Annotated in this window: 24 protein-coding genes; 9 read left to right on the top strand and 15 right to left on the bottom strand. The window is 69.3% G+C overall.

Annotation, left to right across the window (positions count from 1 at the left end; all coding sequences use genetic code 11):
• Nucleotides 1–25: 25 nt before the first annotated feature.
• The 3 genes from CSW64_RS05865 to CSW64_RS05855 all read right to left on the bottom strand — a co-directional run bounded on the left by CSW64_RS05865 (nt 26) and on the right by CSW64_RS05855 (nt 2,418).
• On the bottom strand, nt 26–1,495 hold the full coding sequence (locus CSW64_RS05865; protein WP_099621227.1) for a hypothetical protein: 1,470 nt from the start codon (nt 1,493–1,495) through the stop codon (nt 26–28).
• Between the two features lie 98 nt (nt 1,496–1,593).
• Nucleotides 1,594–1,962 carry a hypothetical protein gene (locus CSW64_RS05860; protein ID WP_172448474.1) on the bottom strand — a complete coding sequence of 123 codons (369 nt, stop codon included), beginning with the start codon at nt 1,960–1,962 and terminating at the stop codon, nt 1,594–1,596.
• Between the two features lie 123 nt (nt 1,963–2,085).
• Nucleotides 2,086–2,418, bottom strand: coding sequence for a DUF1491 family protein (locus tag CSW64_RS05855; RefSeq protein WP_099621225.1), 333 nt, complete (start codon nt 2,416–2,418; stop codon nt 2,086–2,088).
• An 85-nt stretch (nt 2,419–2,503) separates the two neighbouring features.
• Here CSW64_RS05855 and CSW64_RS05850 point away from each other — a divergent pair, with 85 nt between their 5' ends.
• Nucleotides 2,504–3,421 carry a hypothetical protein gene (locus tag CSW64_RS05850; RefSeq protein ID WP_099621224.1) on the top strand — a complete coding sequence of 306 codons (918 nt, stop codon included), beginning with the start codon at nt 2,504–2,506 and terminating at the stop codon, nt 3,419–3,421.
• Nucleotide 3,422: 1 nt separating this feature from the next.
• Here CSW64_RS05850 and CSW64_RS05845 read toward each other — a convergent pair whose 3' ends face one another.
• Entirely contained in the window at nt 3,423–5,126 is a 1,704-nt protein-coding gene (locus CSW64_RS05845) for a sensor histidine kinase (RefSeq protein WP_281258639.1), read from the bottom strand.
• A gap of 201 nt (nt 5,127–5,327) precedes the next feature.
• On the opposite strand from CSW64_RS05845, the gene CSW64_RS05840 reads away from it, so the two are divergent.
• Complete coding sequence (locus CSW64_RS05840) at nt 5,328–6,107, top strand: sensor histidine kinase (protein ID WP_099621222.1); 780 nt, start codon at nt 5,328–5,330, stop codon at nt 6,105–6,107.
• A 22-nt stretch (nt 6,108–6,129) separates the two neighbouring features.
• Entirely contained in the window at nt 6,130–6,555 is a 426-nt protein-coding gene (locus tag CSW64_RS05835) for a SufE family protein (protein WP_099621221.1), read from the top strand.
• A 4-nt stretch (nt 6,556–6,559) separates the two neighbouring features.
• Here CSW64_RS05835 and CSW64_RS05830 read toward each other — a convergent pair whose 3' ends face one another.
• From CSW64_RS05830 to CSW64_RS05795, 8 genes are all read right to left on the bottom strand, one after another.
• Nucleotides 6,560–7,282, bottom strand: coding sequence for a DUF6456 domain-containing protein (locus CSW64_RS05830; RefSeq protein WP_099621220.1), 723 nt, complete (start codon nt 7,280–7,282; stop codon nt 6,560–6,562).
• Nucleotides 7,279–7,650 (bottom strand): helix-turn-helix domain-containing protein, encoded by a 372-nt coding sequence (locus CSW64_RS05825; RefSeq protein ID WP_099621219.1) that lies wholly within the window; start codon nt 7,648–7,650, stop codon nt 7,279–7,281. Before CSW64_RS05825 ends, CSW64_RS05830 begins: the two co-directional genes overlap by 4 nt.
• A 171-nt stretch (nt 7,651–7,821) precedes the next feature.
• The gene (mopJ, locus tag CSW64_RS05820; RefSeq protein WP_099621218.1) at nt 7,822–8,313 is read right to left on the bottom strand and encodes a motility/cell cycle regulatory protein MopJ; all 492 of its coding nucleotides are present in this window, start codon (nt 8,311–8,313) and stop codon (nt 7,822–7,824) included.
• A 229-nt stretch (nt 8,314–8,542) separates the two neighbouring features.
• Entirely contained in the window at nt 8,543–8,962 is a 420-nt protein-coding gene (locus CSW64_RS05815; protein ID WP_099621217.1) for a Ros/MucR family transcriptional regulator, read from the bottom strand.
• A gap of 208 nt (nt 8,963–9,170) precedes the next feature.
• Complete coding sequence (locus CSW64_RS05810; protein ID WP_099621216.1) at nt 9,171–10,415, bottom strand: DUF2336 domain-containing protein; 1,245 nt, start codon at nt 10,413–10,415, stop codon at nt 9,171–9,173.
• 132 nt (nt 10,416–10,547) lie between these two features.
• A complete protein-coding gene (locus CSW64_RS05805; protein WP_099621215.1) occupies nt 10,548–11,051 on the bottom strand; it encodes a hypothetical protein in 504 nt (167 codons plus the stop codon).
• Between the two features lie 141 nt (nt 11,052–11,192).
• Nucleotides 11,193–12,077: a crotonase/enoyl-CoA hydratase family protein gene (locus CSW64_RS05800; RefSeq protein WP_099621214.1), complete on the bottom strand. Its 885-nt coding sequence runs from the start codon at nt 12,075–12,077 to the stop codon at nt 11,193–11,195.
• A gap of 69 nt (nt 12,078–12,146) precedes the next feature.
• Nucleotides 12,147–13,490, bottom strand: coding sequence for a cytochrome P450 (locus CSW64_RS05795; protein WP_099621213.1), 1,344 nt, complete (start codon nt 13,488–13,490; stop codon nt 12,147–12,149).
• A gap of 186 nt (nt 13,491–13,676) precedes the next feature.
• Here CSW64_RS05795 and CSW64_RS05790 point away from each other — a divergent pair, with 186 nt between their 5' ends.
• The 5 genes from CSW64_RS05790 to CSW64_RS05770 are packed head-to-tail and all read left to right on the top strand — an operon-like array spanning nt 13,677 to nt 20,694.
• On the top strand, nt 13,677–15,347 hold the full coding sequence (locus tag CSW64_RS05790) for a GMC family oxidoreductase (protein WP_099621212.1): 1,671 nt from the start codon (nt 13,677–13,679) through the stop codon (nt 15,345–15,347).
• 23 nt (nt 15,348–15,370) lie between these two features.
• A complete protein-coding gene (locus CSW64_RS05785) occupies nt 15,371–16,909 on the top strand; it encodes an acyl-CoA synthetase (RefSeq protein WP_099621211.1) in 1,539 nt (512 codons plus the stop codon).
• A gap of 10 nt (nt 16,910–16,919) precedes the next feature.
• Entirely contained in the window at nt 16,920–18,725 is a 1,806-nt protein-coding gene (locus tag CSW64_RS05780; protein ID WP_172448473.1) for an acyclic terpene utilization AtuA family protein, read from the top strand.
• A 22-nt stretch (nt 18,726–18,747) separates the two neighbouring features.
• Nucleotides 18,748–19,497, top strand: a complete 750-nt coding sequence (locus CSW64_RS05775; RefSeq protein WP_099621209.1) for an enoyl-CoA hydratase/isomerase family protein — start codon at nt 18,748–18,750, stop codon at nt 19,495–19,497.
• A 3-nt stretch (nt 19,498–19,500) separates the two neighbouring features.
• Nucleotides 19,501–20,694, top strand: coding sequence for an acyl-CoA dehydrogenase family protein (locus CSW64_RS05770; protein WP_099621208.1), 1,194 nt, complete (start codon nt 19,501–19,503; stop codon nt 20,692–20,694).
• A gap of 10 nt (nt 20,695–20,704) precedes the next feature.
• Here CSW64_RS05770 and CSW64_RS05765 read toward each other — a convergent pair whose 3' ends face one another.
• Nucleotides 20,705–21,112 carry a DUF6506 family protein gene (locus CSW64_RS05765; RefSeq protein WP_216361241.1) on the bottom strand — a complete coding sequence of 136 codons (408 nt, stop codon included), beginning with the start codon at nt 21,110–21,112 and terminating at the stop codon, nt 20,705–20,707.
• Nucleotides 21,113–21,171: 59 nt separating this feature from the next.
• Between CSW64_RS05765 and CSW64_RS05760 the strand changes: the two genes are divergently transcribed.
• On the top strand, nt 21,172–22,065 hold the full coding sequence (locus tag CSW64_RS05760) for a LysR family transcriptional regulator (protein WP_172448472.1): 894 nt from the start codon (nt 21,172–21,174) through the stop codon (nt 22,063–22,065).
• Nucleotides 22,066–22,073: 8 nt separating this feature from the next.
• On the opposite strand, the gene CSW64_RS05755 is transcribed toward CSW64_RS05760, so the two are convergent.
• Together CSW64_RS05755 and CSW64_RS05750 are read right to left on the bottom strand one after the other, a co-directional pair.
• The gene (locus tag CSW64_RS05755) at nt 22,074–22,856 is read right to left on the bottom strand and encodes a thioesterase family protein (protein WP_245863843.1); all 783 of its coding nucleotides are present in this window, start codon (nt 22,854–22,856) and stop codon (nt 22,074–22,076) included.
• Nucleotides 22,857–22,867: 11 nt separating this feature from the next.
• Nucleotides 22,868–23,686, bottom strand: a complete 819-nt coding sequence (locus CSW64_RS05750) for a helix-turn-helix domain-containing protein (RefSeq protein ID WP_099621205.1) — start codon at nt 23,684–23,686, stop codon at nt 22,868–22,870.
• Nucleotides 23,687–23,814: the final 128 nt, after the last annotated feature.

Below are 23,814 nucleotides of genomic sequence, written 5' to 3'. Positions count from 1 at the left end.
GGGTTAGCCGTCCCGCCGCCGTTTGTCACGGGGCAGCCTTGCCCTTCACGCGCGCGATCTCGCCGTCGACCTGCTCCAGAGTCTTGCGCGCGGCCTCCGCGGCCCCTCCGCCGTGCGGGCTGTTGGCCAGGGGCATCAGGACGACGCGGGCCTCTTCCCACTCCTTCTCCAGCATCAGCGCTCGAGCAAACATGATCCGCACTTCGGGCACCTGCGGGGCCAGGTCGAAGGCGGCCGAGAGCGCATTGAGCGTGTTGTCGGAGGGATAGTCCGGTTCGATCTGACGGCTGATCGCGTAGTAGTAGAGCGTGCGGTAGTCACCGGGCCGGGCGGCGTGGGCCCTGGCCAGAAGCTTGCCGCCCTCCTGCATCTCGTCGCGGACGTCGCCTCCGTCTTCGCCCGCCTCGATGACCCGGCTGACGCCCAGGATCCTCAACGCGTCGGCGTCCTTCGGGTCGGCCGCGATCATGCGCTTCAGGACGGCCTCGCCGGCCGCCCGATCGGCGAACCAGACCTCGCCGTAGGCCAGGGCCAGTTCGGCCAGCCGATCCCCGGGGTGCTTGGCCGCGCGGGGACGGACGTAGGTCTTCACGAAGACCTCGCCCTCGTCCTTGCTCATGCCGCTCCGCATGCGCAGGTAGGCCAGCAGGAGGTCGTCCGCCGACGACGGCAGGGCCTCGACCTTGATCTGGGGCGGCGCAAAGCCCTTTCGGGTCAAGCTGGCGAAGGCGAGCCGTCCTCCGGCATACCGGCGCACGGCCTTCTGCAGAGCGTCGAGATCCTGCCCGGTAACCGCCTCCATCGTCTTGGCCGGGTCGCCCCCGGCCCCGACCGCCTTCATGTAAGCGTCGAGCTGCTTGTTCCGGGCGGGATCGCTCATCAGGTAGTGCGTCAGGGCCCATGACTGGGCGTAGAACGAGTCCATCTCGCCTGTTTTCAGGTCGCTGGTCCGCTTGGTCAGCAGATCCTTGAACGGCAGCCAGTGCGCGTTCAGCAGGGAATAGCTGCGCACGTTGTTCGGCCTGCCGACCTCGACCTTGTCGCCGTTGATCACGGTCTGGGCGAAGTACTCGGCGTACCCTTCGACCAGCCATGCGGGGTAGCCGTAGGGAAAGTACTGCAGCATGAAATGGTGCGCGTACTCGTGCAGGACGACAAAGTCCGGCTCGCGGTCCCGGATGGCCATGGCGAAGATGTCGCCCATGCCGGGCGAATAGAAGCCCGCGATGCCGGAGCCGAGGGCCGGCTCGACCTCCCGCAATCCCTCGTTGTCGGCGACCAGATAGATTTCGAGCTTGCGCGGCGGCGCGCCGCTCAGGTCCATGCCATGCTTGTAGCGGAGCACGGAGTCGAAGATCTCGAGCTTCTCGGCGTATTCCCGCAGGCTACGCTCCGAACTCTCGCCGTAGACGATGAACCTGGGGCTTTCGGCCTTCAGCCATTTGGCCTGCGCCAGGCCCGGCGCACAGAGCGCCGCCGCCGCAACGACGGCCACCCAAAACCTGAACCCAGACATCCCCAAAGCCCCCCGGCCCTCGCACGCTCAACTTGAACGCACCTTAGGGCCAGACGCCAGCGTCGGGAAAGCGGTCGTTAGGCCGCGAGGCGGCGCCAGACCTGACGATCGGCCTCTACCGTGGTCAGCGCGCCATGGCGCTGGCGGTCATAGAGCACGCCCATCACCTCCAGACCGATGGAGGCATAGCGCACCTGCACCTGATCATGCGGACAGCCCTTCGACGGCGAGACGAAGAGGGCGGCGTTGACCTCCGGAGCCTTGGCGACGATCAGGGCGGCGAGACGCATGGCCCGATCGGGGGCCACGCGCTGCAGCAGCGGCTCCTCCGAGTACAGTTCGGCGCCCAGCTGGCTCACGAACTGCAGGTCCAGCTTGGCGAAGCGGCGCGCCGCGATGGGCGGCGCCAGGTCGAGGGCCGCGAGGTTCAGGACGACCTCGTTCATCAGGAAGAGCATTGGCGGGGGCTGCGAACTGAAAACTGACGGTCCCCATAGTGGGCCAGGGTCGCTTTCGGTTCCGTGTAAGAACGCGGTTAACGGGATCTGACCGCGCGTTTTTCCACCCGGCTAACTCTTCTCGACGGTCTCGACCAGGAAATGGCGGCCCTCGGCGTCCTCGATCTCCACGACCCACAGGTCGGGATCAATGCGCAGGGCGCGCTCGATGTAGGCGTCCAGGTCGGGCTCGTTCTCGGATCGGGCCGGCTGCATCCAGACCCGCTCGCCGTCCCCGCGGGTGGCTTCGCTGTAGAGCCGCGCCGTCCCGGCTCGCCGGTTGATCGCCTTGACCAGCACCGCCCCGGCGCGCGGATCGCCCTTGCGCGCCACTGCCGCGAAGGCTCCGCCCTGCTCGGCCCGGCGGATGAGGGCGCCGACCCAGATGTCCGTGGAAAGAAGCAAGCCGACCCCGCGCTAACCGGACCGAAACCCGCCCCGGCTAAGGCTTCGGTCGAAGATCGCCGACCATACGGGAAAAGACCGGATCATGACGAGCCCGCGCAGACGCGTGCGAACCTTCGCGGGACTCTCGACGGGCGTCGCGGCCTTGGTTCTGGCGACGACGGCCCTGGCCGCCGGCGGGGCCGCCGATCTGCTCTACGAACGCACCTTGATGACCGCCGCCGACGCGCGCTGCCGGCTGTTCGACCCCTCCGTCGGCGCGGCGCTCGATTCGGCCCGGGCCCAGGCGCGCGGCGCTGTCCTGCGCGGCGGCGCTTCGCCCGAAACCCTCCACGCGATTGAACAGCGCGCCCGCGGCCGGGCGGCTCAGACCGACTGCGGCTCACGCGACCTGCAGGTGGCGGCGGGCCGGGTGCGGTCGGCGTTCGAAGGCTATGCCCGCCTCATCCGCATGACCTGGCCCGGCGATGTCGCGGGCTGGCGGGGCGACCGCACCATCTCGCGCGAAGCGCCGCTGTGGCGGCTGTCGCAGACCGCCGGCTTCGGCCACGACCGCATGGTCTTCGGCCTGGCGGGCAAGGAGGGAGTCGGCGCCGTCCTGGCCTCGGTCAGCTTCGCCGACGGCGCGACGCCCTATGCCGCGCGACTGGTCATGCGCGACCCGGCCCGGGCCCCTCAGGCCTATCTGGACGCGCGCCGCGGCGGGCTGAAGGGCCGCCTGCCGCTGTCCGCACGGATACCGCCGTCCAGCGCCACCCAGGCCTTCGCCGCCGAGCAGCGCAGTCCTGCTTCAGAGCGCCTGCTGCCGACGGGCGCCAAGTCCGGCTGGCTGTATCGCTTCCCGCAGCGCAGCGCCGACGCGCTGGCTGGTTTGGACCCTCGCGAAGCCGTCGCCGTCGACTTCCTGTTCAGCGGTCCGCGGGGCGATCAGGTGCGCCGCGCCTATGTCGAGGTTGGGGACTTCGCCGCCGGCCGCGCCTTCCTGAAGGTCTCGCCGCGCTAGCTCAGCCGCGCGGATTGAAGGCTATGACGTTGCCGCCGGCCGGCGGCGGGGTCTGGCTGGCCGGTCGCATCACGACCGGCAGACGCAGGCTGACGGTGGTTCCCTCGCCCAGCACGCTCTCGATGACCATCTCGCCGCCATGCAGCTCCGCGAAGGAGCGCACCAGGGACAGGCCCAGGCCCGTGCCGAGTTGCCGCCGCGTGTCGTCGCCGGCCTGTTCGTAGGGGCGCCCCAGCCGCTCCAGATCCTCGCGCGAAATGCCGACGCCGGTGTCGACCACGATCAGCTCGAGCAGATCCTCGAAGCTCTGGACGGTCACGGTCACGGTTCCGCCCTTGGGCGTGAACTTCAGCGCGTTGGACACCAGGTTCAGGACGATCTGCTTGATCGCGCGGCGGTCGGCGTCGACCGTCAGAGGCTCGGACGGCAGCACGCCGCGCAGCGCCACCCCGGCGCCGTCGGCCTGAAGCCTCATCAACCGCAGGGCGGCCGAAACCGCCTCGCGGCCGTCGAAGACCTCGCGCGAGAGCTCGAACCGCTCCGCCTCGATCTTGGACATGTCGAGAACGTCGTTGATCAAATCCAGCAGGTGCTGTCCGGACTCATGGATCAGCTCGCCGTACTCGGCGTACTTGTCGGGCAGCGGGCCGAACATCCGCGCCCGCATGATGTCGGAAAAGCCCATGATCGCGTTCAGCGGCGTGCGCAGCTCGTGGCTCATGTTGGCCAGGAAGCGGGACTTGCCGGCCGTGGTCGCCTCGGCGTCCTGGCGCGCCTGATCGAGGGAGGTCTCGCGGGCGCGCTCGGCGGTCGCGTCGCGCACCATGGCCAGCAGCAGGTTCTCCTCCGCCCGGCGCAAGGTGAGGCCCGCCCAGCGGTCCATGGCTCCCGCCGGCGCGAAGCCGGTCTCGGCCCGGCCCTCGGCGATGGCGAGCTTCAGCGCCTCGATCACCGCCAGGCGGTCGGCGCCGGGCAGCGCCGCGGCGGGGAGGCCCAGCTCCCGGACCTGATCGCGCGACACGCCTTCCGGAGGCTGGCCGTAGAGGGCCCGCACGCGGCCGTGCGGGTACAGGGAGAGAATGAGGGCCGGCTGTTCCTCGAGAATGGCCCTCAGGCGCTCGACCTCGTCATCGCGGCGCAGCTCGCGGCGGGCGGCGCGCCGTTCGGCCAGGATCAACCCTGCCCCAAGACCCAGTCCGGTGGTGGCGAGCGCCAGCAGGCCCAGCCAGAACCCCGCGCCCTCCGCCGGCAACGTCGGCGCCAGCCCGGACAGGGCCGCCAGGGCCGAGACCAGGGCGGCCATGAACGACAGCGCCGCGCCCTCGGCGAGCCGGCGGCGGCCGCCATAGACCGAAGCGGCGGCGACCGGAGCCAGGCACCACGGGCCGAGCGGCCCGCCGACGCCTCCCGCCAGCAGACAGGCCAGCGCGCCGCCGACGCCCCAGACCACCAGCATCAGGCCCATGCCCCGCTCGCTGAGCGGTCGATTGGGAAACAGACTGACCGCCGCGGGCAGCCCGCCCGCGATCAGGGCCGGGACCACCGGCCAGGCCGACGCCGGAAACGCCAACCACAGCAGGACGACGGACAGGCCGACAAGGCCCAGCCAGCTCCAGAACCAGAGCCGCTGCGCCGAAACGGAACCCAGGCGCGCCGCCGAAGCGACGCGGCCGGTCTCGGCGTCGTCGGTCGCGCTTTCGGTCACCGGTTCCTTCATCCCTTCGCCCCGCGGACGGAGCCTTGATCGCCCAGACTAGACGCCCTGGAGAGTCGCCTCCAGACCGCTCGCGCCGGGGGCGACGGCAAAGGGGTGGAACTCGCCGCTCGAACTGTGGACGGAAACAGAATCGTAAGCGCGCTGGCGCAAGGTCGCCGTCTGTCACGCTCACAGAGGGCGACGCTTACCATGCCGCAGACGGCGCGCAGGCCAGAAGACATCCCGCGCGCGGACGAAGACCGGCGCGAGACGACGCTCGTCGAGCGGGCGGCCACCCTCGACGAGGCCAAACGGGCCTTCCTGCGGACGGCCAGCCACGAGCTGCGGACGCCGCTGAACGCCATCATCGGCTTCTCGGAGATCATCGCCGGCGAACTCTACGGCCCGCTCGGCGCGCCGCAGTATCGCCAGTACGCCGAGCACGTTCGCGACAGCGGCTATCGGTTGCTCAAGCTGGTGAACCAGGTGCTGGAGGTCGCGCGACTCCAGGGCCAGCCCGTCGACATCGTCCCGCGCCCGGTCGCGCTGGACCATGCCCTCGACGACGTCCGCGACCAGCTCAAGGGCGATCTGACGGAACGCCAGGCGACGCTCGCCGTGGCCGACGACGGCGCCCTGCCCTCGGTCTTCGCTGATCCCAAGGGTCTCCGGACCCTGCTGGCCAACCTCATTCAGAACGCGGCGCTCTACGGTCCGGTCGGCGGCGTGATCGAGATTTCCGCCACCCCGCGCGGCGAAACCGTCGAGATCGCGATCCGGGACCATGGCGACGGGGTCGACCCGGCCGAGATCCCGCGGATGATGAACCCCTTCGAACAGGGCGACAACGCACTCAGCCGGTCGACACAGGGCGCGGGCCTGGGCCTGCCCATCGCCGTCCTGCTGGCCGAGGCCATGAGCGGTCGCCTGTGGCTGGAACCGGCGGTCGGCGGCGGCCTGCGCGCCTGTGTGGTCTTGCCCGCCGCCTGACGCCGCCCTAAGTCCCCGGCGTATGGCTGAAACGATCGACACCGCCCTGGAAGACCTCGCCGCCGAGTTCGAGCTGCTCGGGGACTGGGAGGAGCGCTATCGCTACGTGATCGAGCTGGGTCGCGAGCTGGCGCCCCTGACCGACGCCGAGCGCAGCGAAGCCAACAAGGTGCGGGGCTGCGCCAGCCAGGTATGGCTGGTCACCGAGCCCCAGGCGGACGGCGCGATCATCTTCCGTGGAGATTCGGACGCCCATATCGTGCGCGGGCTGATCGCGGTTCTGCTGCGGCTGTTTTCCGGCCGGCCGGCCGCGGACATCGCCCGCTTCGACACGAAGGCGGCCTTCGACACGCTGGGCCTGAGCGGCGCCCTGTCGACCCAACGCTCCAACGGCCTGGCGTCGATGGCGGCGCGGATCGCCCGGGACGCCCAGGCCCTGGCCGCCTAGCGGCTCAGCCGAGGCCGTAGTGCCGGGCCAGGCGAGCCAGCGCCAGCTTCAGGACCGTCTTGCCCGCCCGTCTCGGCAGCCCCAGGTCGCGTTCCGCGGCTTCCAGGGCCGTCCCAGCGAAACAGACCTTCACCAGAACCTCGCGCAGCCCGGGGCCGACGTCGTCCAGCGCCCGCGCGATCCGCGCCTTGGCCGCCCTGGCGCGCTCCGCCGGATCGACGCCGGGACCACGTCCGCCCCTGGTCTTCGGCCCGGCGTCCCAGGCCATGGTCAGCCGACCGACCGTCCCGGCCAGAGTGAAGTCGTCCCGCAGCTTCTCGGCGGCGACCATCTCGACCGGCCTCAACCAGGGCCGGCCGTTCGCATCGCGTCGGCGGGCCAACCAGGCGATCGGCGATTCCCCAAGGTTCACCGCCCGCTGGGTCACGGCGCCGTCCGGCCCCACGCAGGTTCGGACGCCCTCGACCACGCTGGGCCGGTTTGCGGCGGGCAAGGTCGCCGGCCTCGCCGCGCGGACGAGGCGCCAGCCGCCTTCCGGCCGGACGCTGAGGCCCGGCTCCCGCGACAGCGCGACGAAGCCGGCCTCACAGAGCCTGAGCGCGGCGCGTCGCCGCCGATCGGGCGACGAGCGCACGAGGTAGCCGCCCTGTCCGTCGGCCTCGAGCCAGGCCCCGGGTTGCGACAGGATCACGCCCGCCCGAGCCGTCATGCGATCGATCTCGATCATGCCGCCGCCGGCGCTTCGCAGGCATGGCGGATGCTGGCCTCCAGCGCCGTCAGCAGGGCGTCGAAAGCAGCGTCGTCCCGCAGATCCTCGACCACATGGATGGCGTGGCTGGCGGTGGTGCGATCCCGTCCGAAGGCCGTGGCCACCCGCGACATCGACCAGGCCAACGTCACATGCGCCAGATAGATCGCGACCTGCCGGCCGCGCGAGGCCGCCGCCGTCGATCGCCGCCGCGCGGCCATCTCCCGCATCGGCACGTCCAGCGTCCAGGCCACCAGACTGGTGACGAAAGCGGCCGCCAGCCGATCTCGCCGATACTCAGGGGGCTCTCCCCAGGGGTCGTCTTCTCTCTCATGCGCCGCGGCCATACTCGCCTCCTCCCGGCCGGGCGTCCTTCGCCCGGTCTTCTCCTCCAGTGTCGTCGGGATGAAGATTGGGTGGATAATTTTCCTATTCAAGGCGACTCGATAGGAAAATTATCAATACGGCGCGGGCGGTTGCCCTGGCGCGGGATCGGGATAGGCCGGGGATAGGTCCAGTCAGGCGGCGCGGATGCCGCTGGCGGAATCGCCTTGAACGCCGACGACGGCGTCGTAGCCGAGGATCATGTCGACGTTGCGCCCGTCGCTGGCCAGCGGCAGCCGCAACCAGAGCAAGGACGCGTGGGCGCTGCCCCGCCAGGACAGGCTGTGGCAGCCCACGCCCGGCCGGCGATCTTCGACGATCCGGTCGAGTTCGGTCCGCCAGTCTTCGGCGACGCGCTGACCATAGACCTCGCCCAGCGTACGGCCGGTGATCTCGCGGCCATAGACGGTGTAGAGGCCGGTGCCGGCGAGGCGCAGGCGGTAATCACGGCGTTCGCCGGGGACGATGTCGATGAGGCTGACGGTCGGCAGGAGCCGCTTGAACCCCGCCGGGTCGATGTCCGCCCGGGACGGCAGACGGCCGGCCCGGCGCAGCGACGCCCAGTAGGCGAACAACTCCTCGTGGGCGCGAGCGGCGGTCGCGGAAGCGCCCAGTTGCGCGGCCATCTACAGAGTCCTTAACAACCCATTGGAATCACCCAGTGATTCACTATCGCTTAACCGGCGAATCGGGGGAAGCGAAAAGTCGCCGGGCGCGGCGAACTTTCGCAGCCGGAGTCAAGCCTTGGGGCCGGGCGACCGATCCCGCGGACCGGAAGAGCTAAGGAAGCGAGCGGCCAAAGAAAAAGGGCGGCCGCCGAAGCAGCCGCCCTCTTTTTCAATTCTGCGTCGGAGTTCAGCGCTTCTTGCGCGCCGCCTGACGGCCGCCCTGGCCCAGGCCCATCTGCTTGGCCAGATCCGAGCGCGCCTTGGCGTAGTTCGGCGCGACCATCGGATAATCCTTCGGCAAACCCCACTTCGCCCGGTATTCCTCGGGGCTCATGTTGTACTTGGTGCGAAGGTGACGCTTGAGCGACTTGAACTTCCGTCCGTCCTCAAGGCAGATCAGATAGTCCGGCGTAATCGAACGGCGCACCGGAACCGCAGGCTCCTTGGGCGCGACTTCGACCGTGATCGTGCCGGTGGCGACTTCGCTGAGCGCCTTGTGCACGTTCTGAATCAAACCCGGAATATCGCTCGCAGCAACCGTGTTGTTGCCGACATACGCGGACACAATGTCCGTCGTCATTTCAATGATCGCCGATTTGTCTTCCATCTGGCCTTGTTCCACCACTGGAATGATTGAGCCCAACTGGAATCGGTCCCACGCGATCCAGTTGTGGCGTGCATATAGGGATATATTGCCGCACACAAGCACCTACCTGCTTGGATGCCAGCAACGAATTCAGAATACTCCAGCTAATGATCGAGACCGGTCAAGAACCGAAGCCGTTGCTACGTCAGATTTCCGAACGTTCAGACTGTCAACGACGTCCGAAATCGGAGCCGAGCGCCAGCATCGCTGCGCGCTGAGGTTGCGAAAATTCGTCGACGGCGTCTTCGTCGCCTTCGCGGATGGCTTTGATCAGCGCCGGCGTCAGCGCCGAGGACAGCGACCAGTTCCAGTACCGCAACACGGTCTGGGCCCGATCGACCGCGATGGTGTCGAACAGAGTCAGCACCCGTTCAAGCCCCGGCGCGACGGCCCCCGAGGCGTCGGTCTCCGGTCGGCGCAGGCCGCGCCACAGCGATCGAACGGCGGTGCGCGGCAACCCCGTCGCCTTGCATAGGATCGCCAGCGGCTCCCCGCCCGCGTCGGTGAAGATCTTCGCCCCCGTCATCGGCTTGAGACCCGAGAGATAGGCGATCTCCTCGGCCACTTCGCGGGTCATGCTTTCGGAGGCCACGACAATCGCCTCCTCGAGACTTTCGAAGGGGCTTCGCTCCAGCGCCGCCCGATTGCGCTGGCGCCGCTCGATGAACTGCAGCGCCTTGCGGGTGAGCGGATCCTGCCACTTCTCTTCCGCCGCCATGCCGAACACGTCGCTGACGGCCTCCTGCAGGATCTCGCGCGAAACCGCGAACCGCTGAAGGATCGTTCGCCGGCTGTCGGCGTCGGACCACCAGAACATCACATAGGCGTGGCTGGGCCGCAGCTCTGATCGGCGCAGCAGCAGCGGGATCAGCCTTGGGTTGTCGCGCGTCGTCGCCACGATGGTCTCGACGGCGGCGTGGCTGAGGCGCGCCAGGTCATTGCGCAGCACGGACTCGATCACCGCTGCTTCACCAGGCTCGATCAGCGCGTCGACCACCGCCTCATGCAGGCCCCGGCGGGCCGCGACCAGTCGCCGGTGCTCCGGCGTCGCCGTCCGGGCGCAATCGATCAGGTCGGTGTCGGACAGACTGGCGCTGTTCTCGATCAAGGTTCGGGCCACCGGCAGGTCGTCCCGGAGCAGCAGGCGGGCCAGGCTGGTCGGAATCTCGCTGACGGCGGCCACGCGGCGCGCGATCCGGACCCGCTCGTCGAGCACCGCCTCGCGGAGCAGTTCGATCAACAGATCGGCGGTCATCGCCCGCTCGAAGGCGTTGACCCGGCTGCCCGGCAAGCAGACCACGTCGGCCAGCCGCTTCAGCAGGGCGGCGCGCGAACGCGAAGGCGCCGCGGCAGGCTCCTGCGCCGCGGCGAGGTCTTGGGCGTCCAAGACAGGTCTAAGGGCGGGCTCGCTCATGCCGAGGGATCAAACGGAGACGATAACGGAAACAGTGGCGCGACACGGCGGCGTCGCAGCCTGAGATGAGAGCAGAGCCGTGTTAACCGGCGATGACCGCGGCGGGTTTTCCGCCGCGGCCAGCCTCCGTGATCAGGCGAAGGCCCCCATCGGACGCGGCGCCTTCGGCGCGGACGCCCGCTGCTTGGCCTTCTCGGTGAAGTAGCTGGCGATCGCGACTCCGGCGATGGCCAGGGCGAGCAGGAACATGGCGCCCTTGTCGGTCGGCAGGTTCATGGCCGCGATCTGCGCCGCCGTCCGGCCTTCGGCCAGGGCGGCCGAGAGTTCCGGCAGCCTCGGCACCTGGATCCCCAGCCACGGGGTCAGGTGGAAGACGATAGCGCCCAGGGCCACCAGCAGTCCCAGCTGCGCGCCGCGCATCCGGGTCGCCGGCCACAGGACCATCAAGACGGCGATCAGTTCGACCACGCCGGTCGCGTAGCGCAGCCAAGGCTCGAAAATCCCAATCCCTGAACGGGCGGCGATCAGGCCGAAAACGGGATTGGGGTCAGGACCCACGAACTTGTAGATGCCGGTGCCGAACAGAAGCACCGCAAGCATCAGTCCGAACGTCCAACTCAGTACTCGCTCCATCATGGCGAATCCTCCACCGGGACCTCGGCGGTCCCCGTGGAGCACAGGATGGCGCCGTTCGCTGAACGACGCGACTCACCTTTTCGCGCTCTGCAAGCGCGTCCGGTTCTCAATGGGGGCGAATTCTGGAAAGCCTTTCTACGATTACTTGAATTCGCGCTTTTCCCAGTAGGGCCAGACGTCCGGCAGATCGCTCGAGACCTTGTCGGGATAGGCCGGCGGGCGCTTCTCCAGGAAGGACATCACCCCCTCCTTGGCGTCGCCCTGGGCGCCGCGAGCCATGATCGCGCGGCTGTCGGACATGTGGGCGTCCATCGGATGCGGCGCACCGGCGTTGCGGTACATCAGCTGGCGGGTCAGGGCGACCGACACCGGGGCGGCGTTGTCGGCGATCTCGCGCGCCAGGGCGTAGGCCGCCGGCAACAGGTCTTCGGGCGCGTGCAGCGAGCGGACCAGGCCGCCGTCCTTGGCCTCCTGCGCCGGGAAGACCCGGCCGGTGTAGCACCACTCCAGCGCCTGCTGCAGACCGACCAGCCGCGGCAGGAACCAGGACGAGGCGGCTTCCGGCGTGATGCCGCGGCGCGCGAAGACGAAGCCGAACTTGGCCTCGGTCGAGGCCAGGCGGATGTCCATGGCCAGCTGCATGGTGACGCCGATGCCGACCGCCGCCCCGTTCACCGCTGCGATCACCGGCTTGAGGCTCTCGTAGATGCGCAGGGTCAGCAGGCCGCCGCCGTCGCGGTAGACGCCGTTGACCATGAACTTGTCGCGCGGATTGCCGTCCTGCTTGGCGTAGTCGAAGGTCTTGTCGCCGCTGCCCAGGTCCGCCCCGGCGCAGAAGGCGCGGCCGGCGCCGGTGACCACCACCACCTTCACCGAGTCGTCGGCGTCGGTGATGTCGAAGGCCTGGATCATCTCCATCATCATCTGACCGGTGAAGGCGTTCATCCGGTCGGGACGGTTCAGGGTGATCGTCGCGATCCCGTCCTTGCGGTCCAGCAGGATGGTCTCGAAGGTCGGGGCGGACATGCGGGGCTCCTCGGCGGTCGGCTTTAAACGAGCGTATGAAAAGCGGCGGACGCGGGGGAAGGCAAGAGCCTAGGCCGCCCGCCGCTCCGCCGTGAAGCTGACGCCCAGCTTGCGGATGGCGTGGACAAAGTTGTTCGGGGCGACGTCGATCTCGCCGGTCCAGCGCATGTCGGGGAAGCGGGCCAGGATCTGGCGGTAGGCCTCCTCCAGCTGGATCTGCGCCACCCGCTTGCCGATACAGGTGTGCGGGCCGTAGCCGAAGGCGATGTGCTTGTCGGCGTTGGCCCGCGAGACGTCCAGGCGGTCGGGATCGGCGAACACCGCCTCGTCGCGGTTGGCGGCGCCGAAGTACATGATCACCTTCTCGCCCTCGGCGATCCTCTGGCCGTTGATCTCGGCGTCCCGCGTGGCTGTCCGGCGCATGTAGATCACCGGGCTGACCATGCGGATGAACTCGTTCACCGCTCCCGGCAGCAGGCCCGGGTCGGCGACCAGCCGGGCGTGCTGGTCGGGGTGCTCGGTCAGCAGCTTCATCGAGCCCGACAGGGTGTTCCGCGTGGTGTCGTTGCCGGCGAAGACGATCAGCAGCCAGGAGCCGTCCAGGTACTCGTCGCTGAGCAATTCGCCGTCGACCTGGGCCCGGGCGATGGCGCTCATCAGGTCCGGCTGCGGATCGGCCCGCCGCTTCAGCAGCATGGCGCGGCCGTAGTCGAACATCTCCTCCACGTTGGCGTTGAAGTCGGCGATGAACTGCATCAGCTCCAGCGACGGCGCCACGCCCTCGGTCGCCTGGCGCATGGCCAGGTTCTGAGCCTCCTCGAGATAGTGCATCCAGGTCAGGAACTTCGGCCGATCGACCTCCGGCACGCCCAGGATCTCGCACAGGGTGAACAGCGGCAGGATCGAGGAAAAGTCCTCGACCAGATCGGCCTCCCCCTTCCCGGCCATGGCGTCGAGCAGACGGGTCACCTCGCCCTTCACCCGCTCGGTCAGGCCGCGCAGATAGCCGGGCGTGAAGTAGGGCATGTGCTCGCGGCGCAGCTGCAGGTGGTGCGGCGCGTCCATGTTGATCATGGCGTCCATCGAGGCGCGGTACAGCAGCGCATGCCGCGCCTCCGGCTTGCCGGCGCCCATAAGGATGCCGCCCCGCTGGCTGGAGAAGGTCGCTGCGTCGCTGTTCACCGCCATCACGTCGGCGTGGCGGGTGACGGCCCAGAAGCCCGGCCCCTCCAGCCGGGTCTCCTCGTGCCACATCACCGGCGCCTGGGTGCGCATGCGGGCGAAGTCGGCGTACGGCTGGCCCTGGGCGAAGCGGGCGATGTCGGTCAGGTCGACGCCGTCCAGAACCGGATAGGCGCGGCCGTTGTTGGGCCCCGGGCGCCCCTCGACCGCGGTCTGGCTGATGAGCTCCATCGCCGCTTCCTCCCGTCGTGTTTTCGTTGTTGCAGGGAGCTTACGCCGCGACCGCGAGGCGGCAATCATGACGTCGCGTCAGCTTCCGCGACGGCGCCCTTTTCTTCCTGACTTCCGCGCGCGTAAGGTGATCGTCGATCAGGCGCGCGACAGATGCGCCGGTCCGGAAACACAGGGAAACGGCGCATGAGTCAGGCCATCGAGGCGGACTACATCATCGTCGGCGCGGGCAGCGCCGGCTGCGTGCTGGCCAATCGGCTCAGCGCCGACGGCCGCCACAAGGTCCTGCTGCTGGAGGCCGGCGGCGACGACCGCCCGACGAGGAACCCCGGCCAGTTCCTGTCCAACCTGATGATCCATGTCCCGGTCGGCTACTCGCAGACCCTGAAGGATCCCAAGGTCAACTGGCTCTACACGACCGAGCCCGATCCGGGCACCGGCGGCCGCACCCACGTCTGGCCGCGCGGCAAGGTGCTGGGCGGTTCATCCTCGATCAACGGCCTGCTCTACATCCGCGGCCAGCACGCCGACTACGACAACTGGCGGCAGCTGGGCTGCGAGGGCTGGGCCTGGGACGACGTCCTGCCCTACTTCCGCCGGGCCGAGCACCAGGAGCGCGGCGACTGCGAATGGCACGCCACCGGCGGTCCGCTGAACGTCTCGGACGTCACCACGACCCATCCGGTCTCCGACGCGGTGATGGACGCCTGCCAGCAGGCCGGCATTCCGAAGGTGAAGGACGTCAACGCCGGCGAGCAGGAGGGCGCGACCTACTACCAGCTGACGGTGAAGAACGGGCAGCGCTGCTCGGCCGCCGTCGCCTATCTGCATCCGGTGATGGGCCGCCCCAACCTCCGGGTCGAGACCGGCGCCCTGGCCTCCCGCGTCCTGTTCGAGGGCAAGCGGGCCGTCGGCGTCGCGTTCATGCAGGACGGCGTTCAGCGCGTCGCCAGAGCCAAGGCCGAGGTGATCCTGGCCGGCGGCGCGGTGAACTCGCCCCAGTTGCTCCAGCTGTCCGGCGTCGGCCCCGGCGAGCTGCTGCGCGCGCACGGCGTCGACCTGGTCCACGACCTGGCAGGCGTCGGCGAGAACCTGCAGGACCACTACGTCATGACCGTGCGCTACCGGCTGAAGCCGGGCGTGATCTCGGTGAACGAGCTGACCCGCGGCGGGCGCTTCCTCGGGGAGGCGATGAAGTTCCTGTTCCAGCGCAAGGGCCTGCTGACCCTGTCGGCGGCGCATATCGCGGCCTTCTGCAAGTCGCGGCCCGACCTCGCCCACCCGGACATCCAGTACCACATCCTTCCGGCGACGATGGACGCCGACAAGCTGGCCAACGAGCAGAAGATGGTGCTGGAGACTCAGCCCGGCCTGACCATCGGCCCCTGCCAGCTGCGTCCCGAGAGCCGCGGCCACATCCGAATCAAGTCGAGCGATCCGAGCGTCTACCCGACCATCTTCGCCAACTACCTCGCCGATCCGATCGACCAGCAGGTCGCCGTCGCCAGCCTGCGCATCAGCCGCAGGATCGCCGAACAGGCGGCGCTGGCGCCCTATGTCGACCACGAGATGAACCCCGGCCCCGACGTCCAGAGCGACGAGATGCTGCTGGAGTACGCCCGGATGAGCGGCAGCACGATCTACCACCCGGTTGGGACCTGCCAGATGGGCCACGGCCCGATGGCGGTGGTCGACCCGCAGCTGCGCGTCCACGGCCTGGAGGGTCTGCGCGTGGTCGACGCCTCGGTGATGCCGCGGCTGGTCAGCGGCAACACCAACGCCCCCACCATCATGATCGCCGAGAAGGCGTCCGACATGATCCTCGGCAAGGCGGCCCCGTCCGCCCTCGCCGCCTAGTTTCCCGAAGGCAGGCTCAGACGATGCATCCTTTCCATCACGCCCAGAACCACCCCGACCGCGCCGCCTTCATCATGGCCGGAACCGGCGAAACGGTGACCTATCGCCAGCTGGAGGACCGCTCGAACCAGGGGGCGCAGCTGTTCCGCTCGCTGGGCCTGAAGGTCGGCGACGTGATCGCCCTCTTCATGGACAACAGCCCGCGATACTTCGAGATCGCCTGGGCGGCGCAGCGGGCGGGCCTGTACTACACCTGCATCTCGTCGAAGCTGACCGCGACCGAAGTCGAGTACATCGTCCGCGACTGCGAGGCGAAGGTGTTCATCACCTCGGCCACCGTCGGCTCCGTCGCCGACGAGATGCCGGCCCTGATCGGCGACCTGAAGCTCTACATGGTCGGCGGCGCCCGCGCGCCGTTCGAGAGCTTCGAGGCCGCCCGCGACGCCCGGCCGGCGACGCGGATCGCCGACGAGACCGCCGGGTCGGACATGCTCTATTCGTCAGGCACCACCGGCCGTCCGAAGGGCGTGAAGCCGCCGCTGACCGGCGCCGAGATCGACGCGGTCAATCCGCTGTTCATGATGACCCAGGGCCTGTTCGGTTTCACGCCGGACAGCGTCTACATCTCGCCGGCGCCGCTCTATCACGCCGCGCCGCTCCGCTGGTGCATGAGCGTCCATAAGCTGGGCGGCACGGTGATCGTGATGGAGAAGTTCGATCCGGAGACGATGCTGGCCCTGATCGAGCAGTACAAGGTCGACTGCGGACAGTTCGTGCCAACCCATTTCGTGCGCCTGCTGAAGCTGCCGGCGGAGATCCGCAACAAGTACGACGTCTCGTCGATCAAGTCGGCGGTCCACGCCGCCGCCCCCTGCCCCGTCCCGGTGAAGGAGCAGATGATCGAATGGTGGGGCCCGGTGATCCACGAGTACTACGCCGGCACCGAGGGCAACGGCTTCTGCTACATCGGCTCGGCCGACTGGCTGACGCACAAGGGCTCGGTCGGCAAGGCCGTGCTGGGCGAGCTGCGCATCTGCAACGAGGAGGGCGACGCCCTCGGCCCGCGCCAGGAGGGGCAGGTCTATTTTGAGAACGGCCCGCCCATCAACTACCACAACGACCCGGCCAAGACGGCCGAGAGCTACAACAAGCACGGCTGGACCAGCCTGGGCGACGTGGGCTGGATGGACGAGGAGGGCTTCCTCTACCTGACCGACCGCAAGAGCTTCATGATCATCTCGGGCGGGGTGAACATCTATCCGCAGGAGATCGAGAACCTGCTGGTCACCCACCCCAAGGTCGCCGACGTGGCCGTGGTCGGCGCGCCGGACGAGGAGTTCGGCGAGAAGGTCGTGGCGGTCATCCAGCCGGCCGACTGGAACGCCGCCGGCGATGCGCTGCGCGACGAACTGCTGGCCTACGCCAAGGCCAACCTCAGCCATGTGAAGGCCCCGCGCGTGCTGGACTTCATGCAGGAACTGCCCCGGCACCCGACCGGCAAGCTCTACAAGCGCCTGATCCGCGACGCCTACTGGGGCAAGACCGACGCCAAGATCGTCTGAGGCGGCGATCATGGCCAAGGTGGTGCGTATCGGCGGCGCGGGCGGGTTCCTGGGGGACTCCTCGGTCGCCGCGCCCCAGCTGCTGCGCGGCGGCAAGCTGGACTACATGATCCTGGACTACCTGGCCGAGGCGACCATGTCGTCGCTGGGCCAGCTGCGGGCGGCGCGGCCGGACCAGGGCTACGCCCGCGACTTCACCGACTGGGTCTGGAAGGACAATCTGCGCGAGCTGAAGGCGCAGGGCGTGAAGATCGTCACCAACGCCGGCGGCCTGAACCCTCGCGCCTGCCGGGAGCGGATGGAGAAACTGGCCGCGGAGGCGGGTCTCAGCTTCAGGATCGCCGTGGTCGAAGGCGATGATCTGGCCCCGCGGCTGGACGAGCTGAAGGCTCGCGGCCTGTCGGAGATGTTCACCGACGCCCCCTTCCCCGATCCGGCCAAGGTGTTCAGCGCCAACGCCTACTTCGGCGCCGAGCCGATCGCCGCCGCCCTGGCCGCGGGCGTGGACATGGTCATCACCGGCCGGGTGGTCGACAGCGCCCTGACTCTGGGCCCGCTGATCCATGAGTTCGGCTGGAGCCTGGACGACTACGACCGCCTGTCGGCCGGATCGCTGGCCGGCCACGTCATCGAATGCGGCGCCCAGGCGACCGGCGGCCTGTTCACCGACTGGGAGCAGGTGCCGGACTGGGCCCACATCGGCTATCCGGTGATCGAGTGCCACGCGGACGGCTCGTTCATCGTCACCAAGCCGGCCGGGACCGGCGGCCTGGTCTCGCCCGCCGCCGTCGCCGAGCAGATCCTCTACGAGGTCGGCGATCCCCAGGGCTACGCCCTGCCCGACGTGGTCTGCGACTTCACCGCGCTGAAGGTAGAGCAGGTCGGCGAGCATCGGGTGAGGGTCAGCGGCGCCAAGGGCTATCCGCCGACCGACCGCTACAAGGTCTGCGTCACCTGGGGCGACGGCTTCCGCTTCATCGGGGCCAGTCCGGTGGTCGGCCGCGACGCCGCCGCCAAGGGCCGACGACAGTCGGAGGCGCTGCTGGAGCGGATCGGCGAGATGCTGCGCGACCGCAACCTGCCGCCCCTGCGCGACAGCCGCATCGAGATCCTGGGCGCGGAAGCCAGCTACGGCGCCAACGCCCGGCCGCAGGCCCAGGCCGTCCGCGAGGTGGTCTGCCGCATCGGGGCCGAGCACGAGGACGCCGCCGCCCTGGGCCTGATGATGCGCGAGTTCGCCTCGCCCACCACCTCGATGAGCGTCGGCGCCACCGGCTGGTTCGGCGGCGCGCCGACGATCACCCCGGTGTCGCGGGTGTTCTCGATCCTGCTGCCGCGCCAGGAGGTCGCCGCGACGGTCTCGATCGGCGACCAGACCTTGACCATCGTCCCCGCCTCGCCGCCCGAAGCCTTCGACAGGACCAAGGTCGTGGCACCGCCGGTCCCCGCCGATCCGGCCGACGAGGGCGACCTGGTCGCCGTCCCGCTGATCGACGTCGCCTGGGCTCGCTCGGGGGACAAGGGCGACGCCTTCAACGTCGGGGTCATCGCCCGCCGGCCGGAGCTGCTGTCCTGGATCCGCAAGGGCCTGACCGAGGCTGTGGTCCAGGCCTGGTTCGCTCATGAGTTCGAGGGCGCTGCCGATCCGAAGGTCCTCCGCTACGAACTGCCCGGCCTGGACGCCCTGAACTTCCACTGCATCCAGGCGCTGGGCGGCGGCCAGTTCTCCAGCCTGCGCCTCGATCCGCTGGCCAAGGGCAAGGCCCAGCAGTTGCTCGACATCGACATCCAGGTCCCGCGCCGCCTCGTCGCCTGACCGCCCGCACAGGAGCCTCCCCATGTCCGATCTGGTCCTGCGCGAGACGCGCGGCGCGGCCGTCCATCTGATCCTGAACCGGCCCGACAAGCTGAACTCGCTGAACGTGCCGGTGTTCGAGGCGCTGGACCGCCATGTCCGCGACCTGCAGCAGGCTCATGCCGGCGTGTCGGTGGTGGTGCTGCGCGGCGCGGGGAAATGCTTCTCGGCCGGCCACGACCTGGGCGACATCGCCAGCGGCGAAAAGCTGCCCTACCCCAACTTCCAGGCCAAGGTGATCGAACGCTTGGCAAGCCTGCCGCTGCCGGTGGTCACGGCGGTGCAGGGCCACTGCTACACCGGCGCGCTCGAGCTGGCCCTGGCCGGCGACATCATCATCGCCGCCGAGGCGGCCAAGTTCGCCGACACCCACGCGAAGTGGGCCTTGACCCCGGTCTGGGGTCTGAGCCAGCGCCTGCCGCGCCGGGTCGGCTCGGCCAAGGCCCGCGAGATGATGTTCACCTGCCGCACCTACTCGGGCCGCGAGGCCGAGGCGATGGGCCTGGCCAACGTCTGCGTGCCGGACGCCGAGTGGGAGGCTACGGTCGACGCCTGGGCGAACGAGATCGCCGCCAACTCGCCCTACAGCCACGCCGCCAACAAGCGGCTGATGGACCACACCGACGGCCTGCCCCTGCCGGCCGGGCTGGCGCACGAGATCTACCGGGGCGAGGGCGTGGGCCCGGACATGCGCGACCGCATCGCCGCCTTCGCCGCCCGCAAGAAGGGCTGAGCCGTGGCCCTGGCGCTGAGCGCGGCCGATCTCGCCTTCCGCGACGAGGTCCGGCGGTTCCTGGACGAGAAGCTGACCGACGACCTGCGCGAGGCGGGCCGGCTGTGCGCCGGCATCTACTGCGACCGGCCGGTGGCGCAGCGCTGGCTGTCGATCCTCAACGACCGCGGCTGGGCGACGCCCAACTGGCCGGTGGAGTACGGCGGAACCGGCTGGAGCCTGGTCCAGCGCTATGTCTTCGCCAGCGAGCTGATCGCCGCCGATGCGCCGCCTGTGACGCCCAACGCCACCGGCATGCTCGGGCCCGTGCTGATCGCCTTCGGGACAGACGCTCAGAAGGCTCGCTACCTGCCCGCCATCAAGACCGGCGAGGACTGGTGGGCCCAGGGTTATTCGGAGCCGGGCGCCGGCTCGGACCTGGCCGCGCTGCAGTGCCGGGCTGCACGGGACGGGGACCATTACGTCGTCAACGGCTCGAAGATCTGGACCAGCCACGCCCAGTGGTCGAACCGCATCTTCTGCCTGGTCCGGACCAGTTCGGAGGGCAAGCCGCAGCAGGGGATAAGCTTCCTGCTGTTCGACATGGACCTGCCCGGGGTCAGTGTCCGGCCGATCATCACCCTGGCCGGGGACCACGAGGTCAACGCCGTCTTCTTCGACAACGTCCGCGTCCCTATCGAAGGACTGGTGGGGCGGGAGCACGACGGCTGGACGGTGGCCAAGCACCTGCTGACCCACGAGCGCGGCGGCCAGTGGTCGCCCCGCCTGCGGAAACAGTGGAGCCGGCTGGCCCGGATGTTGGCCGCCCGCCCCGACGGCGACCCCGGCGAGATCGCCGCCCTGCGCCGCCGCCTGGCCGAGCTGGCCGTCCAGCTCGACGCCCAGGAGGCCAACGAGCACCAGATCCTGTCGACGCTCTCCGCCGGCGGCTCGCCCGGCCCCGCCAGCTCGATGCTGAAGATGCAGGGCACCGAACTGCTGCAGAAGCTGGACGAACTGGGCCTGGTCCTGGCCGGCGCCTACGCCGCCGCGGACCAGTCGCAGGCGCTGCACGGCCTGAACGTCCAGCTGGGCGTCGGCCCGGTCGACGCGATCACCAACACCTCGCGCTACCTGAACAACCGCGCCGCCACCATCTACGCCGGCTCCAGCGAGGTGCAGCGGAACATCCTGGCGGGGCAGCTGCTGAAGGGGTGAGGGACTCGCCTCAGTCTTTGAACAGCGCGTACATGGCATCGATCGACTCGGGACCGTAGGCGACCGATCCCACGGGGATCCTGTTCTCGATCGCCTCGATCACCTTGGCCGTCCAGATCGGTCCGAAGCCGCCGCACAGCTCAAGCAGCTGGACGCCTTCGTCCAGCAGGCCCCGCGCGACAGCAGGACCTTGCGAGGCGCCTGAGACGCCGACCGCGATCATCTCGAAGGCGCCGGATCGCATCGTCATGCGATGCTCCTCCGGCCTGAGGCCGGCGCCGGTGACGATGAAGCCGAACTTCGTCAGAGCCATGTGGGTTCGTCCCTCTACTGGCGACATCGCGAGCAGCGTTCCGGCGATGCCGCCGAAGAAGACGCCTCTGCGATGCGGGTGATTTGGCATGAGCCGAACCTGCACCCGTCATTCAGACCCTACCAATGCTATGTTGGCCTGAGTTCAGTCCCCAGGGGCATGACATGCTGGATCTAAGACAGCTTCGGTACTTCGTCGCCGTGGCCGAGTTCGAAAACGTCACTCGCGCGGCCGAGGCGCTGAACGTCACCCAGTCGCCCTTGAGCCGTCAGATGCAGGACCTTGAGGACCGCCTGGGCCTCAGACTGTTCGACCGCATAAAACGGCGGGTTCGCCTGACGGGCGACGGCCGACGGTTCCTTGTCGAGGCCAAGGCGCTGCTGGAGGCCTCCGCGCGGTGCGAACAGGCGGCGGCGGCGCTGGCCTCCGGCCAGACGGGGCCTGTGCGCGTTGGCTATGTCGAGGGGGCGGTCCAGACCGGGCTGATCGGCGCGTTGTTGGCCGACCTGCAGGCCGACGCCCCGCGGCTGCGGGTCGAGCTTCGCTCGCTGAAGTCCGATGCTCAGATCCGGATGCTCAGAGACGGCGGGCTCGATCTCGCCTTCACCCATTCGGCGCCAGCCTCGGGCGACGAAGAACTCGCCGTGCGAAAGCTGGTCGAGGAGCCGTTTGTCATTGCGCTCGCGGAGAGTTGGTTCCCGCCGGAACATGCCCCCTCCATCGAAGACCTGGGCCGGACCCCCTTCATCGCACCGCCCGCGGAGACCAAGGCCCGCTGGCGACGCGACCTGCTGGAGGCCTGCCGCTCCGCCGGCTTCGAGCCCGATGTCCGCATCGAGGCGGAGGAGCTGGCGACCGTGCTCGAACTCGTCCGCAGCCGCGCGGGAGCGGCCGTCGTTCAGGAATCCGCGTCGCGAAACGGCGTCAGAGGCATCCGCTTCTATCCGCTGCCGCCGGCCTTCTCCCTGCGGCTGCAGGTGTTCGCCGTACATCGCAGACGAATGGATCGAACGGCGGAGCCCCTGGCGCGCTGGCTGGAACGCGCCGACGTCCGATGAGCCCGCCCCTAGCGCTTCTCGACCAGTACGCTCTGGACCGCGCGGCCGAAGTAGCCGTTGCGATCGGCCAGGCGGGCGAAGGCCAGGGCGCCGCCGCTGTCGCCGACCCAGGTCTCGGCGTCGAGCAGGATCCAGCGCCCCACCGGCCGCCGGGCGAAGCTGACCGTCAGGTCGCCGTTGATGTAGGTGAACTTCTGAAAGTCGAGCACCGACGAGACGCCGTTGCAGAAGTCGGCGGTCAGGGCGGCGCTCATCAGGGGCGTGGTCGCCTCGCCCCGGACGATCGGGCGCTCGGCGCGGAACCAGACGGCCGCCGGGCCGGGCTTGCCCCATTCGCCGCGGGCGATCTTGGCCGACATGCCCGAGCCGAAGCCGTGCGACGGACCGAAACCGGCGCTGGACGGCTCGTCCTCGGACGGCGGCGTCAGCTCCAGCGGGCGGAAGCCCTCGTGCGCCGGCAGCTCCAGCGTCTCGTCGCGCAGCTTCAGCACGGTGGCCCGCATGCACTCCTTGCCGCCGGAGACCAGCCTCACCTGCAGGAGCTGAATCTTGCGCCCCTCGCGAACCACCTCGGTCTCGATGTCCAGTTCGCCGACCGGCACGGGCCGCAGCAGGTCGATCGTCATCCGCGCCACCCGCATCGGGCGCTCGGAGGGGAAGGTCTCGGCGGCACGCGCGACCAGGGCCGAGGGCGCCCCGCCATGCTGCATGCTCGGGTCCCAGGGACCGGCCGCGAACGGCGTCGCCCGGATGCGCGCGCCGTCCACCTCGAAAACGTACTGATCGCTCACGCGTATTCCCCTCAGGCGGCCTTCTCGGCTTCCTTCTGCCGGTCTGCCGCCAGGGAAATCAACGCCTTGGCCGTGAAGTCGTCCGCCGGAAAGAAGGTCTCCATGGCCAGCTCCGACAGGGTGACATCGGTGGGCGTGCCGAACACCGTCACGGTGCTGATGAAAGCCATCGTCCCGTGGTCGGTCTGCAGCCGCATCGGCACAGCCACCCCGCCCAGATCCTGGCCGTGCGGCGCGCCGACGGCGGCGGGCGGCGCGGGGTAGGCCTTCAGCTCGTCGTAGAGCGCCTGCAGCCCGGCGTCGGCCGTGGCGTCGATCTGGCGGCGCAAACGGTCCAGCAGATGGCCGCGCCACTCCGTCAGATTGGTGATGCGCGGAGCCAAGCCCTTGGGATGCAGGGTCAGCCGCAGCACATTCACCGGCGGCGTCAGCAGTTCGACGTCGGCCAACAGGAAGGGCGTGATCGCTGCGTTGGCCGTGACCAGATTCCAATGCCGGTCCACCGCCAGGGCCGGGAACGGCTCATGCCCCTTCAGGATCAGGTCGATCGCCCGCCGCGCCGCCGCCAGGTCCGGCGCATCCAGGCCGCGCTCCGGAAACACCGGCGCGAAGCCGGCGGCGACCAGCATGGCGTTCTGTTCGCGCAGCGGCACGTCCATCTGCTCCGCCAAGTGAAGGACCATCTGGCGGCTGGGCTTGGACCGCCCGGTCTCGATGAAGCTGAGGTGTTTGGGCGATATCTCGGCGTCGTACGCCAGATCCATCTGGGTCAAGCGGCGGCGCTGGCGCCAGTCGCGGATCAGCTCGCCGATAGGGGTCTGAGTGCTCATGCCCGCGACGCTAGCGGCGCCCGCGCGGCCTTCCAACTACCTCGAAGGTAAGAAACAGGCGGCGTGGGCGGTGGAGGAAGCGGCGATCGACCAGACTGGGCGAAACGTCGTCCGCGCCCCCTCCACCG

This window comes from Caulobacter mirabilis, assembly GCF_002749615.1.
In the GTDB taxonomy this organism is placed as follows: Bacteria; Pseudomonadota; Alphaproteobacteria; order Caulobacterales; family Caulobacteraceae; genus Caulobacter; species Caulobacter mirabilis.
This window is presented reverse-complemented; position numbering and strand designations above follow the sequence as displayed.